This window comes from Synechococcus sp. CB0101 (assembly GCF_000179235.2).
GTDB lineage: Bacteria > Cyanobacteriota > Cyanobacteriia > PCC-6307 > Cyanobiaceae > Vulcanococcus.
In genome coordinates this window covers 2,544,914-2,558,346 of record NZ_CP039373.1, presented here as the reverse complement: position 1 = coordinate 2,558,346, position 13,433 = coordinate 2,544,914, and the positions used below count along the sequence as shown (strand labels likewise).

The following is a 13,433-nucleotide window of genomic DNA, read 5'->3' as shown; positions in this document are numbered from 1 at the left end:
TGAGGCTAAATAGAGGTGTGCAGGCACACCAAGTCCCTGTTCACACTGTCGCGAGTAATTGTCGTCGGGCCTGGTACAGATTCGACAGTGCCGCAAGCACGTTGATTTTGCAGCGGTTCTTGGCCAAGCCTCGCAGCCGGGTCTTTTGAAAGCCGAACTGCTGCTTGATCACACGGAAGGGATGCTCAACCTTGGAGCGGATGTGAGCTTTGGCCGTCTCGATCAGATCCTGCACCCTCCCATCCGGGGTGTCAGGAAGAGCCCTGCGCGTGCCGGGCCGCATCGCCACTCTGAACTCCGCTGTCTTGCCAGCCATTTCTGGTCTCTTGGCGATGCCCTGGTAGCCAGCATCGCCGTACACCACCTCCTCATCTCCATGCAGTAGCTCAGCTGCCGGGGTGAGGTCGTGCACGTTGGCGGCGGTGACGACAACCGAATGGATCAGGCCTGAGTCCTTGTCAACGCCGGCGTGGACCTTCATGCCGAAGTACCACTGGTTGCCCTTTTTGGTCTGGTGCATCTCCGGATCCCGCTTCCCATCTTTGTTCTTGGTGGAGCTGGGCGCTGCGATCAAGGTGGCATCGACGATCGTGCCCTGACGCATGGTTACGCCCCGAGCGGCCAGGAGCGCTTTGACGGTGTCAAAAATCTGCTCACCCAGCCCATGCTTCTCAAGCAGATGGCGGAACGTGAGGATCGTGGTCTCGTCCGGGATCCGATCGCTGATCAGCTCGATGCCGGCAAAGCGGCGCATGGTGGGCACCTCGATCAAGGCCTCTTCCATGGCCGGATCGCTGAGGGAGTACCACTGCTGCAGCAGATGAATGCGCAGCATCGTTGCCAGCGGATAGGGAGGCCTGCCGCCTTTCTTGCTCGCCTTGGGGTAGTGCGGCTCGATCAGATCGATGAGTGCCTGCCAAGGCACCACAGCCTCCATCTCGGAGAGAAATTTCTCGCGCTTGGTGCGCTTCTTGGCCGTGGTCAGCTCATAGTCCGTGAAACCGAGCTGCTTGCCGCCCATCAACCCAGTCCTGGTCTGCGATTACAGGTTCATTTTCGCGCAGACGGGCTGGGTTTTCCAGAATTTCCTTAGCCCAGTACTGATGATCAGGGAGATGATCAAAACCAGCGGAAGGATAAATCCTTCTTCGGACCTTGCTCCGTGGCTTCTATGTTGTTTAGCTAGCGGCGTCAACGTCCTTTGTGCATGCTGTAATGACCCCAGTAGGGCCGTTGATTGAGCAGTCGCTGAGGCCAAGATTCGCATTGGCTCCAGAGCCAACTACATCAACCGTGAAGGTGTCGCCGTTGCCGTCGCAGGTGTAGGTCCAATCGTTTTCGAGTCCGTTAGCGCCTGTGATTCCTACGTCGGGGCATGTGACGCCGGTAAAGGTTCCTGTCTCGACCCAGATGCTTTGAGCTTGCTTCAGTGCTGCAGAGGCTTTGCCGAGGGGCTCAGTGATTTTTGCTTTTGCGCTTTGGCTGAGGAAATTTGGTAGCGCAACGGCGCTTAAGATTCCAACAATCACAATCACAATCATCAACTCCACTAGCGTGAAGCCCTTCTGGAGAAGATTTTTTTTACGGGAGGTGTTCGCGTTTGTTTTGCGCAGCAGAGTTGCTTGCAGCTGAGGGCGGAGCATGGAGGTGGTCATTTGGGCAGCGCTTCAGGCTTACATCAAACGTATTCAGCTTGGATTTGCGGTGCCAGAAGTGTTGGTGGATGGTTGTCTGAGAGTTTCCTAAGAGTGCTGCTGGTGGTGTCGCGCCGCTTTCCTCTTTACGGTTGGTGCAGTTGAAGCTTGTGGTTGGCCCTCGCCCGCCATGCCGCGTCGATCCGGCGTCATCTGCAGGCCACCAGTCTTCTGGCTGTGTTGGCGGGCTACGTGGTGCTGCTGCTGGTGAATCGGCAGATGTCGGCCCGTCTGCGCCATGACCGCCATGACGCGCAGGTACAGGTCACCACGCAACTGCTGCAGGAGTTGCTGCCCGAGCAGATCGACACCACAGCTGAGTTGCGTCGCCATTTGGCTGATCTGGGCAGCCCCTCGATGCTGGTGTGGATGGTGTGGCTGGAGCCTGGCCGCAGCACGACAGGGCCTGTGATCCTGCCCAGTGGTGAGGCCTTTCGGTCCTTTCAATCAGATCAGGCCTTGGTGCAGGCGGCTGATGCCGCACTCCCGCCAGACGGGCAGCCGCGGGAGTTTCGCTTTCGTGGCCGCACCTACTTCACCTGCGCGATGCCGATCAGCTTGGGTGGACAGCCCTATCAAGTTCGTTTTCTGCAGGACTTCACCCTGGAGACCGACCAGGAACAGCTGATCAGCTTGCTGCTGGTGGCAGTGGCCGGTGCGTCTGCGCTGTTCACCTCCGCCTTGCTGCGCTTGGTGATTCACCGCGGCTTGCTGCCGCTGGATGCCTTCAGCACAACGCTGGCTGGCATCTCCAGCGGCTCGCTGAGCACTGAACGCCTATCCCTCAAAGGTCAGCCCCTCGAGTTGCACCCCATTGCACATGCCTTCAACGACCTTCTCGATCGCTTAGCGGAGGCCTGGGAGCACCAGCGCACCTTTGTGAATGGTGTGTCGCATGAGCTGCGCACGCCGATCACCTTGATCAGTGGCTACAGCCGCCGTTTGTTGCGCCGCGCTGCTGAGGTCAGCCCCGAGCAACGCGAGCAGCTGGAGTTGGTGGCCTCCGAGGCGGAATCGATGGGGCGTCTGGTGAACGACTTGTTGGAAATTGCTCGCGACGACGCCGGTCGCCTGCAGCTGCAGTGTCAGCCCCTGGATCCCTCGGATTTATTGGTCAGCCTTTTTGAGCGCTTGCAGCCCACCAGTGCAGGACGTTTACGTCTTCACCCAGCAGATCTCGCCCAACCGCTCGAGGTCAACGCCGACCCTGAGCGCCTAAGCCAGTGCCTCACCAACCTCGTTGAAAACGCCCTCAAATACAGCCCAGCACCGCAGCCTGTGGAGCTGGTGCTCAGCCTCGATGGTGCGGAGCTGGTGCTGCATGTGCGCGATCACGGCGCCGGTGTGCCGGAGGCTGAGCGCGAGCGCATCTTTGGCCGGTTTGTTCGCGGCAGCAGTAGCGCGGAGATCAGCGGCCATGGCATCGGCTTGGCCGTGGTGCAAACCCTGATGGAGCGGATGGGGGGCCGGGCGCTGGTGGCCGATGCGACTGGCGGTGGCGCCGATTTCCAGTTGCGCTTACCGGTGGTTTCAGCTGCGCCGGGCCGCAGTGCCAGCTTGCGCCGGTGGCTGGGGGCTGGCCTGGGCGGGAGTTGATTCCGGTGCCGTGTGGTTGTCGGAATCGCTTGCCTTCTGTGAGGGTGGCCGGCATCGGTGCCCACGACAACCAATGCTGCGGCGTTTGCTCAGCTCAATAACAGCCTGCCTGGCACTTGCGGCGGCCCCGGCGGCCTCCGCGGCTGAGCGGATCGTGCTGCGCTTTGGAGAGGTGTCGCGCACTGTGTCGGTGCCGTCGCTGGTCACCTTCACGGAAACGGGACGCATTGAGCCCGATCTGGAGGGGTATCTGCGCCTGTTGAAGCCCGCTGATCGCCACGCTTTGCGCACCGTGCTCAACCAGAGCGTGCCGGTGGATGCGGTGATGGCGTCGAATTTTCTCGACACCGCCATCGGCGAAAGCAGCTTGCAGCAGCTGGTGAAGGTGATTGATCAGCCGGCCGATGTGGCTCGGCAGGCATTGGCTTCGGCGTTGATTCTGGGATCGGCGCGCGAGGGTGCTCTGCGCCTGATCGATGTGCTGCAGGCCTATCCCACCGCAACGCTGCCGGTGAATGCGACAGCTGTGCTGTCACTGATGCGTTCACTGTCTCAGCAGTTCAACCTCCAGAACCGCCTGTTCGCCCAGATCGCATCGATCAACGGGCCGCCGGCTGAAGGGCCAGACCTGATCGCGCTGGCCAGCTCCGGACGTGTTGCTTACAGCGAGAGCGCCTTCAGCTTCACCGGCCGTGAAGGCACGACCATCACGGCTCTGGCTTACCTGCCGGAGTCGGCCACCGCCGCCAAACCCGCACCGCTCGTGGTGATTGCGCCTGGACTCAACACCGATATGAATGCCCTGTTGTATGTGGGCCGCGATTTGGCCAGCCATGGCTATGCGGTGGCGGCGCTCAATTTCCCCTTCACCAGTGCCAACGCGATCAGTGCAGCGATTCAAGGCACGGGTGCGATCCCGCCGCCGAATGCCTGGTACAGCCAGCCCCTCAGCGTCAGCGATCTGATTGATCAGATGCACGATCGCTGGGGCTCCAGGGTGAACACCAAGGAGGTGGGCGTGTTGGGCCAATCGCTTGGGGGCTACACGGCGACAGCGCTGGCTGGTGCCGAGCTCGATTGGGAGCACCTGGTGAAGGGCTGCGCTGCCATGAACAACCCCAACATCGTGGTGCTGAATCCAGCTGTGGTCTGGCAGTGCGATGCACCGGCTCAGGTGGTGAAGCGACGCAGTTTTCGCGATCCCCGCGTGAAGGCTGCTGTGGCGGTGAATCCTGTGACCAATCCGATCTTCAGCCCCAGCTCACTCCAGGCGATTGCCGCTCCAGTGCTTGTGGTTTCCGGAACAGACGATGTGTTTGCACCGCCCGTGTCGCAGCAGCTGATTCCCTTTACCTCCATCACCTATCCAGGGTCGTTGCTTGCTCTGCAGCACAACGGCACCCATCTCTCGTTCCTGAACGGCAAGACCAAACTGCCCGCGTTTGTGCTGGGCCCCGATCGAGCGTTGGCACGCCAAGAGCTCCAGGGCATGGCCCTGCGCTTTTTTAATCGGCACGTGCGCATCGATCAGGCGGTTGCGCCCTTGGCGGCCCCGGTGGATGCCAGCGGTGTGCTCACCGGCCGTACCCCGCTGCGCTTGTTGATCACCCCACGCTTCAGCCGGGAGGAGCTCAATCAGGTGGATCCAGGCTTGCGCCAGTTCCCTTGAGCAGCTCTGGCAATTGCTCCAATGCTTCGGTTTTGAGCAAGGTGGCTGCAGCTCCCTGGGCCTGGGCTTGCTGCAATACCTCGGGATCGCAGAGGGCTGTGACCACCACCACACGGCCGGCGAAGCCGGTCTCGGCCAGGGCTTGCAGCGTGCCGGCTCCATCGAGGCCCGGCATCATCCAATCGAGCAGCACCAGTGCCACCTCCTGAAGCTCGGCCTGGCTCAGGAGCTCTGAACCCTCGCGGCAGCGCAGCACGGCAGCCCCCAGATCCTCTAGTTCTGTGGCCAACAGCTCGCGGATGCGGGGATCGTCGTCGACGACCGCCACGAGGGGTTGGTTCATGGTGCGGCGTCCTTCACCGGGCCTGCCTTGAGCAGGAACCCCACGCCCCGCACCGTTTGGATCAGGGTGGGCCTGCCGGGTGGCTCGAGCTTGCGGCGTAGGTAGCGCACATACACATCCAGCACGTTGGCATCGCCCACGAAGTTGGTGCCCCACACCTGATCCAGGAGGTTTTGGCGGGGCTGCACGCGGCCTGGCTCGGCCATCAGGCAGCGGAGCAGTTGGAATTCGGTGGCGCTGAGGTGTACCGAAGTGCCGGCACGGCTCACCTCATGGCTGGCCAGGTTGAGCTGGAGATCCTCGAGCTCCAGCAGGTCTGTCTGTTCGCTTGCTGGGCCGCTGGCACTGGCGCCGCGCCGGGCCAGCGCCCGCAGCCGGGCTAAGAGTTCCTCGATCGAAAACGGCTTCACCAAGTAGTCGTCGGCGCCGGCATCGAGAGCTTCCACTCGATCCTTCACCGCATCGCGGCCGGTGAGCATCAGCACCGGCACCTGCACACCGGTGGAGCGCAGGCGCTGGCACACCTCTACGCCGCTCAGATCGGGCAGCATCCAATCGAGCACCAATAGATCGGGTGGCTCTTGGCGGATCTGCGTCAACGCGCCAATGCCATCGCCGCAGCTGTGCACCGCGTAGCCCTCTTCGCGCAGTTCCAGCTCCAGGAACTGACGCAGCCGCGCATCGTCGTCGGCCAAGAGCACGCTGGTGGCTGCCATCCACTGCCGCAGGGCTGCACCCTTCTTACCCGGATTTGCAGCGCTTCGCTTGCCCCAAGCCTTCTCGGTCGCTGGATGTGTATGCGGCCGCTAGTCTTTACACATCTTTGGCTGGGGCGATGCGCACCAACATCGTCATCGAGGATCAGTTGATGCGCGATGCGATGCAGGCCTGCGGTGCTCGCACCAAGCGGGAGGCCGTAGAGCTGGGTCTGCGCACGCTTGTGCAGCTGGAGCAGCAGCGGCAGATCAAAGGATTTCGAGGTCGTCTCCGTTGGGAGGGCGATCTGGAGGCTCAGCGCTCCGATCTGGCCGTGGAGCTGGCTGATCAGCCGTGATCGTGGTGGATTCCTCGGTGTGGATTGATTTCTTCAATGGGGCTCAAACATCCGAGGTGGAGCGACTGGATGCAGTGCTGGGTGTGACGCCCGTGGCAATTGGCGATCTGATCGTGGTGGAAGTGCTGCAGGGATTCCGGAGCGACCGTGATGTGGCAGCAGCGCGACAGCTCTTTCGATCGTTGCCGCTGCTCGCCATGCTGGGGCCGCAGAACGCCTATCAGGCGGCCGAGAACTATCGGGCCCTGCGCAGCCGAGGCATCACCGTGCGCAAAACGATCGACGGGATCATTGCCACTGCGTGCATTGAGGCGAACTTGCCCTTGCTGTTCAGCGACCGCGACTTTCTTCCCTATGTGGAGTATCTCGGCCTGGAGGCCGCCTGAGCCGCGATGAGCACTCCTGCTTCCTCGGTTTCGCGCTTGCTCGCCTGGCGGCCCCGCAACCTGGCGGGCCGCATGGCCCGCTGGGGCGTGGTGATCGTGATCGTCTACCTGCTGATCGCCCTGCTCACACCGCTGTTCACCCATCTCGGCCTGCTGCCGGATGTGAACGCCGGCCTCGATAACCCCATCTATGCGCCGCCCTCGTGGCAGCACTGGTGCGGCACCGATCGGCTCGGGCGCGACGTGTGCAGCCGCACGCTGGCCGGCAGTGGTGTGGCCCTGCAGGTGGTGGCGATTGCCTTGGTGTCGGCCCTGGTGATCGGCGTGCCGCTGGGGATGGTGAGCGGCTATCTGGGCGGCTGGATCGACCGCAGCCTGGTGCTCCTGATGGACACGCTCTACACCCTGCCAGTGTTGTTGCTCTCGGTGGTGTTGGCCTTTCTGCTCGGTAAAGGCTTGCCTAATGCCGCTGCTGCGTTGTGTGTGGTGTACGTGCCGCAGTATTTCCGGGTGGTGCGCAATCAAAGCGCTCAGGTGAAGGCGGAGTTGTTCGTGGAGGCGGCGCGTTCCCTTGGGGCCGGTCCGCTCTGGATCCTGCGCCGCTATCTGTTCCGCAACGTGATCACCTCAGTGCCTGTGTTGCTCACCCTCAATGCCGCCGATGCGGTGTTGGTGTTGGGCGGCCTCGGATTTCTCGGCTTGGGTCTTCCGGAAACCGTGCCCGAATGGGGCAGCGATCTCCAGCAGGCCCTTAGCGCTCTACCCACCGGCGTCTGGTGGACGGCGCTCTACCCCGGTGTGGCGATGTTTGTGTTGGTGCTGGGGCTCTCGTTCCTGGGGGAGGGGCTGGAGAGCTGGCTCAGTGGCAGCGGCAGCAGCAACCGCGCGCAGAGCTGAGGTTTAGTAGCGCAGCTTCAACGTGCGGGGCAGCTGCTCGGCGATTTCGCCTTCCTCGGTGAGTGGTGGATAGGGGCGGCCCTGGCGGCGGCACCAATCGGCCACCTGCGGGTAGGCCCACTCGAACAGCAGCTGGCGATAGGCCTCCGCGCCGCCCGGTACGCCTTCCCCCTGGCTGGGCACCAGGCCAGCGCGCTCCCGCTGGCGCAGCGCTTCAAACAGCAAGGTGGCGGCGGCCACGCTCACGTTGAGGCTCTGCACCATGCCGGTCATTGGGATGAACAGCGGTTGATCCACCATCGCCAGCGCTTCATCGCTCATCCCCCATTTCTCGGCCCCCATCAGGAAGCAGCTGGGGCCGGTGAAGTCGCAGTCGCGGTAGTCGCGGGCATCCACGCTCAGGTGGGTGCCGTAGATGCGGAACCCCTTCTCCTTCAGGCCGTTCAGGCAGGTTTCGATGCTGGGGTGGGGATGCAGCGGCACCCACTTCTGGCTGCCCTTGGCGGTTTTGTTGAAGGTGCGCGGCCGCCCGGGAAGGCTCACCACATGGGCCTCCAGCACGCCCACGGCGTCGCAGGTGCGCAGGATCGCTGAGAGGTTGTGGGGTTTATCCACTGCTTCCAGCACCACGGTGAGATCGCCCATGCGGCGGTTGAGCACGGCCTGGAGGCGCTCGAAGCGGCGGGGCAGCAGGGGCATCGGTGCTGGCGGGCTTGCCTCCATCGTCCTGGATCGCCGGCCAGCCCCGATAGCGTTGTCCTGTGGAGCCAACCTTCGACGAGCGCGTGCAGCAGGTGGTGGCCCAGATCCCGCCGGGTCAGCTCGCCACCTATGGCCAGATCGGGGAGTTCATCGGTGCCTATGGCTGTGCGCGCCAGGTGGGCTGGGCCCTGCGGCGCCTGGTGCTGCCTTCCGAGGTGCCGTGGCACCGGGTGGTGAATGCCCAGGGGCGCATCAGCATGAGCCTCAGCCGCGAGGGCTCCGACTGGATGCAGCGCGAGCTCTTGCTCGCTGAGGGCATCCCGGTGGATGAGCAGGGGCGGCTGCCGCTGAGCCGTTATCGCTGGCTCCCGCCGGGCGCTAGTTGTGTAGCAACGTCTGACGCGCTGCCCTGTTGAGCTCAACGCCTGCCGCTGCATCGGCTGCTGAACCCAAGGGCCTGGCGCCGCGGCGGTTGGCCTGGCAGGTGCTGCAAGCGGTGGCGGCAGGGGCTTATGCCGATGGAGCCCTGGAGCGGGAGCTGGGGCGCACATCCCTGTCGCCGGCCGATCGAGGCTTGGCCACGGAGTTGGCCTATGGCGCGATTCGGCAGCGGCGCCTTTTGGATGCCTGGCTCGATCAGCTGGGCAAGGTGCCCGCTGAGCGCCAGCCGCCCAAGCTGCGCTGGCTGCTGCACATTGGCCTGTATCAACTGCTGGCCAGCGATCGGGTGCCGCCATCGGCGGCGGTGAGCACCACGGTGGAGTTGGCCAAGCGGGGCGGCCTGGCTCGCCTGGCACCGGTGGCCAATGGAATGCTCCGCGCTTTTTTGCGCCGCCGCGAGGCGGGCGACACCCTTCCGCTCACCCCCGAGCAAGCGGGGGATCCGGCCACCGCTCTAGGGGTTCGCCAGTCGTTGCCGCCCTGGTTGGCGGCCGAGCTGCTGGGGTGGGTGCCGCCCGAACGGGCCGAAGCGTTTGGCTTGGCCTGCAACACCCCGCCCAGCCTGGATCTGCGGGTGAATCGCCTGCGGAGCACACCGGCAGAGGTGTGCGCGGCTCTGGCGGCAGCTGGCGTGGAGGCCCTACCAATTGAGGGACTGCCTGCAGGGATCACCCTGCAGGGGCGCAGTGGTGACCTCAGCCGCCTGCCGGGTTTTGGGGAAGGACATTGGTGCGTGCAAGACCGCGCGGCCCAGCGCATTGCACCGCTGTTGGATCCGCAGCCCGGTGAGCGCATCCTGGATGCCTGCGCGGCCCCCGGCGGCAAGAGCACCCACCTCGCGGAATGGATGGGGGATCAGGGGATGGTGCTGGCGCTGGATCGTGGCGAGGCCCGGTTGCGGCGGGTGAGCCGCAACGCTGAACGGCTCGGTCTGCGCAGCATTGCGGTGCAGCACGGGGATGCCACCGCCCTGGCCCAGGAGCAGCCCGAGCTGCAGGGCAGTTTCGATCGCATCCTGGTGGATGCCCCCTGCTCAGGCCTCGGCACCTTGGCCCGCCACGCCGATGCCCGCTGGCGGATCGATCCAGCGGCGATCGGCGAGCTGGTGGTGCTGCAACGCCAGCTGCTTGAAGGGCTCTTGCCGCTGCTCAAGCCCAAGGGCCGCATGGTGTACGCCACCTGCACCGTGCACCCCAGCGAAAACAGCGCCTTGATCGACGCGTTTGTGGCCGATCACCCCGCCTTGCAGGTGCAGCAGAGCTGGCAGCTGTGGCCGGGAGAGTTGGCCGGCGCTGGCGACGGTTTTTATGCCGCCGTGCTTGAGCATCAGGGCTGAGCGAACCCCTTCAGGGCAAGGGCGGAGGTGCTGCCGGTTGCCCTGCGGGAGGGAGCGGCGGCGGTGGTGCTGGTGGTGCAACCACGGGAGCAGCCGGAGCGGCGTTGGCAGGTGGTTTGGGTTCGCTGGGGGTGCCCTCCGGTATCACCGTTTCCAGCGGTGCGGGTTCGGTGGTGGTTGGGTTGCGTTCCTCAGCCGGCTTGGGCACCGGCGTAGCCGCTTCCGGTTTGGGCTTGGGTTTGAGCGCCTTGAGCGGATCGAATTTGCCGGCCAGCTGGGGCTTGGGCGGGAAGGGCCGCACCGGTAGATCCTTGAGGATTGGGCCCATGTAGTCGGCCCAGGCCACCACAGCCACGGCGCTGGTGCTCTTGGTCTCTTTGTTGTTGTCGTAGCCGAGCCAGAGGCCGGTCACCAGTTGGGGAACGCCACCGATGAACCAGAGATCGCGGCCGCCTTCGGAGGTGCCGGTTTTGCCGGCAGCTGGGCGATTGGGGGGCACGGCGCCGTAGCCGGTGCCGCCTTTCACCACCTGCTGCAGCATCCAAAGCATGGCGTCGGCGATGTCGCTCGGCACGGCGCGGCGGCCCCGGTCGCCATCGACGCGGCGGCTCCAGAGCAGCTCGCCGTTGGGGCCCAGGATTTCTTCAAACGGCGTGGGGGTCACGTACACGCCTCGGTTGAAGATGGCGGCATAGGCGGCGGTCATGTCGAGCACGGTTTGCTCGGTGGCACCCACGGCCAGTGGATAGAAGCGGCCAAGCTCGCGGGTGATACCCAGGCTCTTGGTGGTGGCGATCACCTTGTCGAAGCCCAATTGCTTCAGCAGGCTCACCGAGACGGTGTTGAGCGATTGCTGCAGTGCCACCCACATCGGCACCACGCCCCGGTATTTATTGCCGAAGTTGCGGGGGCAGTAGCCGCCGAAGCACTGCTGTTTGTCGTTCACCTTGTCTTCGGGCTTCATCCCCTCCTTGAGGGCGGTGAGATACACAAACAACTTGAAGGTGGAACCCGGTGAGCGCAGCGCTTGGGCTGCCCGGTTGAACTGGCTCTTATCGAAATCCTTGCCGCCCACCATCGTGCGCACCAGGCCGGTGCCCGGTTCCATCGACACCACCGCGCCTTCCATGGCGCCAGGGGCGTGCTTGTTGATCGTGGCCTGGGCTCGTTCCTGCCAGGTGAGATTCAAGCTGCTGCGGATCGTGAGTCCGCCCACTTCCAGATCTTCCGGGCTGAGCACCTTGGGCAGTTCCTGCGCCACCCAGCTGGTGAAATAGGGCGCCCGGCTGGTCCAATACTTCGGTTCGGCTGGTTTGAGCAGCAGTGGCGCGGCATTGGCGGTTTGCAGCTGCAGATCATCGATGAAGCCGGCTTCACGCATCCGCCGCAGCACCGTGGCTCGTCGTTGCAGGGCGAGGTCGGGATTCACCAGCGGTGAATACACCGATGGGGCAGGAGGCAAGCCAGCGATCAGGGCAGCCTCAGGCAGTGTGAGTTCAGCCGGTGTTTTGGAGAAGTAGATCCAGGCGGCATCCGACACGCCATAGGCGCTCGAGCCCAGATACACGTAGTTGAGGTATTGCTCGAGGATCTGCTGCTTGCTGAGCTGGCGTTCGAGTTTCCCGGCTAGCAGTGCTTCTTTGAGCTTGCGAATAATCGTGCGGTCCTGGCTCAGGAACACCGTGCGCGCCAGCTGCTGGGTGATCGTGCTGGCGCCCTCCTCCACCGACCCCCGGCTCACGTTGCGCATCAGGGCACGGCCGATGCCCACTGGATCGATGCCGTTGTGCTCGTAGAAGCGGCGATCCTCCGCGGCGATGAAGGCGCGCTGCACCAGCAGCGGCATCTGCCCGCTCACCAGCTTCTCGCGCGTGGCAGGCCCCAGCTTCTGGATCACCTGCCCATCCGCCGACAACACGGTGACCGTGCCCGGGCGGTTGTAGCTGCTCACCCGCTGCACATTGGGCAGAAGTGAATCCACGCCCTGAACCAGCAGGTTCTGCCCCAGGGCAACAGTCACACCGGCCCCAGCCCCGATCAGGCCGGCGCGCAGTAAAGGGCGGCGGCGCTTGGCCGTCACATCACCACCAGCTCGCTATGGCCGATCGCCAGAGCGGTCACCAACATGCCGAGCACCAGAAACGGCTGAGCGCTCGCTTGATATTTCACATCGAATGCCACGGGATCGCGCAGCAGCCAGATGTCCTGGAAGGTGATCTGCGGAATGATCAACAGCACCAGCAGCACCGCAGCGAAATGCTGGCCGATGGCGATCAGCACAGCCACCATCGCCAGTTGGAACACATCGATCATGCCGGCGCTGATCCAGCTCGCCTTCTCAATGCCGAAGGCCACAGGCAGAGATTGCAGGCCCAGAGCTCGATCGCCTTCCACGCTCTTGAAGTCGTTCACCACGGCGATCCCGAGGCCTGCCAGTGAATAAGCCAGGGTCAAAAAGGCGGTGGTCCAGGTGAGGTGACCAAACAGGGCTTGACCAGCCCACCACGGCAGAGCGATGTAGCTCGCGCCCAGGGCGTAGTTGCCCAGCCAGCCGTTTTGCTTGAGCTTCAGCGGCGGGGCGGAGTAGATGAAGCTCACAAAGGAGCCACCCAGCGCCAGCAGGAACAGCACCGGGGTGCTGTGGCCGGCCCAGAGGTCGAGTCCGTAGGCCACACCCAAGCCGGCGAGCAGCAACACCCAGATCTGCGCTTTCACCTGCCAAAGGGGAATCGCGCCAGAGGGAATTGGCCGATAAGGCTCGTTGATCGCGTCGATCTCGCGGTCGTAGTAGTCGTTGATCGTCTGCGTGTAGCCGGCCAGCAGTGGGCCGCTCATCAGCATGCAGGCGATCGAAGCACCCACCTCAGGCAGGGTCCAGTGGAAGTTGCCCGAGGCAGCAGCGCCGCAGAGCACGCCCCAGATCAAAGGGATCCAGGTCACCGGCTTCATCAGCTGGAGCCGGATCTTCCAGATGTTGGAGGTGCCGCTGGCACCTTTCATCCCCAGCAGCTGCCGTGCCCCGGCTCCGCTGCTGGCGGTGGGGTTGGGGGAGTTGGTGGTGGTGTCGCTCGTGGGTTCGCTCACAGGGGCTGACGGATCAGGCAGCGGTGATCTCGTCGTCGAAGAACCAGGTGGTGGTTCCGTTGGCCAGCTCCACCACCACGCCGATGCCCTTGCCGTCGGTCACTTTGAAGTCCTTCACGGTGCCGGTGGCGTCGGCCTGGAGGGCGGCCACGAGATCGGCGGGGATGCGGTCGCGCACCCGGGTGACACGCACCTTCGAGCCGACGGTGATGGCAGCCTGGGACATGTCCG

The 13,433-nt window shown here is 64.0% G+C and carries 15 protein-coding genes; 7 read left to right on the top strand and 8 right to left on the bottom strand.

Going from position 1 to position 13,433, the window contains the following annotated elements; genetic code table 11:
- Positions 1-40: 40 nt before the first annotated feature.
- Both CB0101_RS13870 and CB0101_RS15800 read right to left on the bottom strand, forming a co-directional pair.
- Positions 41-1,021, bottom strand: coding sequence for an IS5 family transposase (locus CB0101_RS13870; RefSeq protein WP_136643901.1), 981 nt, complete (start codon positions 1,019-1,021; stop codon positions 41-43).
- A 157-nt stretch (positions 1,022-1,178) separates the two neighbouring features.
- Positions 1,179-1,655 (bottom strand): type IV pilin protein, encoded by a 477-nt coding sequence (locus CB0101_RS15800; protein ID WP_010304250.1) that lies wholly within the window; start codon positions 1,653-1,655, stop codon positions 1,179-1,181.
- A 153-nt stretch (positions 1,656-1,808) separates the two neighbouring features.
- On the opposite strand from CB0101_RS15800, the gene CB0101_RS13860 reads away from it, so the two are divergent.
- Both CB0101_RS13860 and CB0101_RS13855 read left to right on the top strand, forming a co-directional pair.
- A complete protein-coding gene (locus tag CB0101_RS13860; RefSeq protein ID WP_010304248.1) occupies positions 1,809-3,290 on the top strand; it encodes a HAMP domain-containing sensor histidine kinase in 1,482 nt (493 codons plus the stop codon).
- Between the two features lie 73 nt (positions 3,291-3,363).
- Complete coding sequence (locus tag CB0101_RS13855; protein WP_010304247.1) at positions 3,364-4,959, top strand: alpha/beta hydrolase; 1,596 nt, start codon at positions 3,364-3,366, stop codon at positions 4,957-4,959.
- Here CB0101_RS13855 and CB0101_RS13850 read toward each other — a convergent pair.
- Both CB0101_RS13850 and CB0101_RS13845 read right to left on the bottom strand, forming a co-directional pair.
- The gene (locus CB0101_RS13850; protein WP_010304245.1) at positions 4,922-5,302 is read right to left on the bottom strand and encodes a response regulator transcription factor; all 381 of its coding nucleotides are present in this window, start codon (positions 5,300-5,302) and stop codon (positions 4,922-4,924) included. The two genes, CB0101_RS13855 and CB0101_RS13850, sit on opposite strands and share 38 nt — an antisense overlap.
- The gene (locus CB0101_RS13845; protein ID WP_010304243.1) at positions 5,299-6,018 is read right to left on the bottom strand and encodes a response regulator transcription factor; all 720 of its coding nucleotides are present in this window, start codon (positions 6,016-6,018) and stop codon (positions 5,299-5,301) included. Before CB0101_RS13845 ends, CB0101_RS13850 begins: the two co-directional genes overlap by 4 nt.
- 119 nt (positions 6,019-6,137) lie before the next feature.
- Here CB0101_RS13845 and CB0101_RS13840 point away from each other — a divergent pair, with 119 nt between their 5' ends.
- Genes CB0101_RS13840 through CB0101_RS13830 form a run of 3 tightly spaced genes read left to right on the top strand, consistent with a single transcriptional unit; the run spans position 6,138 to position 7,639 of the window.
- Entirely contained in the window at positions 6,138-6,356 is a 219-nt protein-coding gene (locus tag CB0101_RS13840; RefSeq protein ID WP_010304242.1) for a type II toxin-antitoxin system VapB family antitoxin, read from the top strand.
- Positions 6,357-6,358: 2 nt separating this feature from the next.
- The gene (locus CB0101_RS13835; RefSeq protein WP_246833778.1) at positions 6,359-6,742 is read left to right on the top strand and encodes a PIN domain nuclease; all 384 of its coding nucleotides are present in this window, start codon (positions 6,359-6,361) and stop codon (positions 6,740-6,742) included.
- 6 nt (positions 6,743-6,748) lie between these two features.
- Entirely contained in the window at positions 6,749-7,639 is an 891-nt protein-coding gene (locus tag CB0101_RS13830; protein ID WP_010304240.1) for an ABC transporter permease, read from the top strand.
- 3 nt (positions 7,640-7,642) lie between these two features.
- Here CB0101_RS13830 and trmH read toward each other — a convergent pair whose 3' ends face one another.
- Positions 7,643-8,338 carry a tRNA (guanosine(18)-2'-O)-methyltransferase TrmH gene (gene trmH, locus CB0101_RS13825; RefSeq protein WP_010304239.1) on the bottom strand — a complete coding sequence of 232 codons (696 nt, stop codon included), beginning with the start codon at positions 8,336-8,338 and terminating at the stop codon, positions 7,643-7,645.
- Between the two features lie 62 nt (positions 8,339-8,400).
- Here trmH and CB0101_RS13820 point away from each other — a divergent pair, with 62 nt between their 5' ends.
- Both CB0101_RS13820 and CB0101_RS13815 read left to right on the top strand, forming a co-directional pair.
- Positions 8,401-8,757: an MGMT family protein gene (locus tag CB0101_RS13820; RefSeq protein ID WP_010304238.1), complete on the top strand. Its 357-nt coding sequence runs from the start codon at positions 8,401-8,403 to the stop codon at positions 8,755-8,757.
- A complete protein-coding gene (locus CB0101_RS13815; protein WP_010304237.1) occupies positions 8,754-10,118 on the top strand; it encodes a 16S rRNA (cytosine(967)-C(5))-methyltransferase in 1,365 nt (454 codons plus the stop codon). Before CB0101_RS13820 ends, CB0101_RS13815 begins: the two co-directional genes overlap by 4 nt.
- Positions 10,119-10,128: 10 nt before the next feature.
- Here CB0101_RS13815 and CB0101_RS13810 read toward each other — a convergent pair whose 3' ends face one another.
- From CB0101_RS13810 to CB0101_RS13800, 3 genes are read right to left on the bottom strand one after another with little or no spacing between them, the layout of a single operon-like run.
- Complete coding sequence (locus CB0101_RS13810; RefSeq protein WP_010304228.1) at positions 10,129-12,198, bottom strand: transglycosylase domain-containing protein; 2,070 nt, start codon at positions 12,196-12,198, stop codon at positions 10,129-10,131.
- Positions 12,195-13,202, bottom strand: coding sequence for a chlorophyll synthase ChlG (gene chlG, locus CB0101_RS13805; RefSeq protein WP_010304225.1), 1,008 nt, complete (start codon positions 13,200-13,202; stop codon positions 12,195-12,197). Before chlG ends, CB0101_RS13810 begins: the two co-directional genes overlap by 4 nt.
- Positions 13,203-13,215: 13 nt before the next feature.
- Complete coding sequence (locus CB0101_RS13800; protein WP_010304223.1) at positions 13,216-13,428, bottom strand: DUF2862 domain-containing protein; 213 nt, start codon at positions 13,426-13,428, stop codon at positions 13,216-13,218.
- Between the last annotated feature and the right edge of the window lie 5 nt (positions 13,429-13,433).

Bases quoted from the DNA above. Each gene is read 5' to 3' on its own strand.
- CB0101_RS13870 (WP_136643901.1), bottom strand. From the start codon at position 1,021: ATGGGCGGCAAGCAGCTCGGTTTCACGGACTATGAGCTGACCACGGCC.
- CB0101_RS15800 (WP_010304250.1), bottom strand. From the start codon at position 1,655: ATGACCACCTCCATGCTCCGCCCTCAGCTGCAAGCAACTCTGCTGCGC.
- CB0101_RS13855 (WP_010304247.1), top strand. From the start codon at position 3,364: ATGCTGCGGCGTTTGCTCAGCTCAATAACAGCCTGCCTGGCACTTGCG.
- CB0101_RS13850 (WP_010304245.1), bottom strand. From the start codon at position 5,302: ATGAACCAACCCCTCGTGGCGGTCGTCGACGACGATCCCCGCATCCGC.
- CB0101_RS13845 (WP_010304243.1), bottom strand. From the start codon at position 6,018: ATGGCAGCCACCAGCGTGCTCTTGGCCGACGACGATGCGCGGCTGCGT.
- CB0101_RS13840 (WP_010304242.1), top strand. From the start codon at position 6,138: ATGCGCACCAACATCGTCATCGAGGATCAGTTGATGCGCGATGCGATG.
- CB0101_RS13830 (WP_010304240.1), top strand. From the start codon at position 6,749: ATGAGCACTCCTGCTTCCTCGGTTTCGCGCTTGCTCGCCTGGCGGCCC.
- trmH (WP_010304239.1), bottom strand. From the start codon at position 8,338: ATGCCCCTGCTGCCCCGCCGCTTCGAGCGCCTCCAGGCCGTGCTCAAC.
- CB0101_RS13800 (WP_010304223.1), bottom strand. From the start codon at position 13,428: ATGTCCCAGGCTGCCATCACCGTCGGCTCGAAGGTGCGTGTCACCCGG.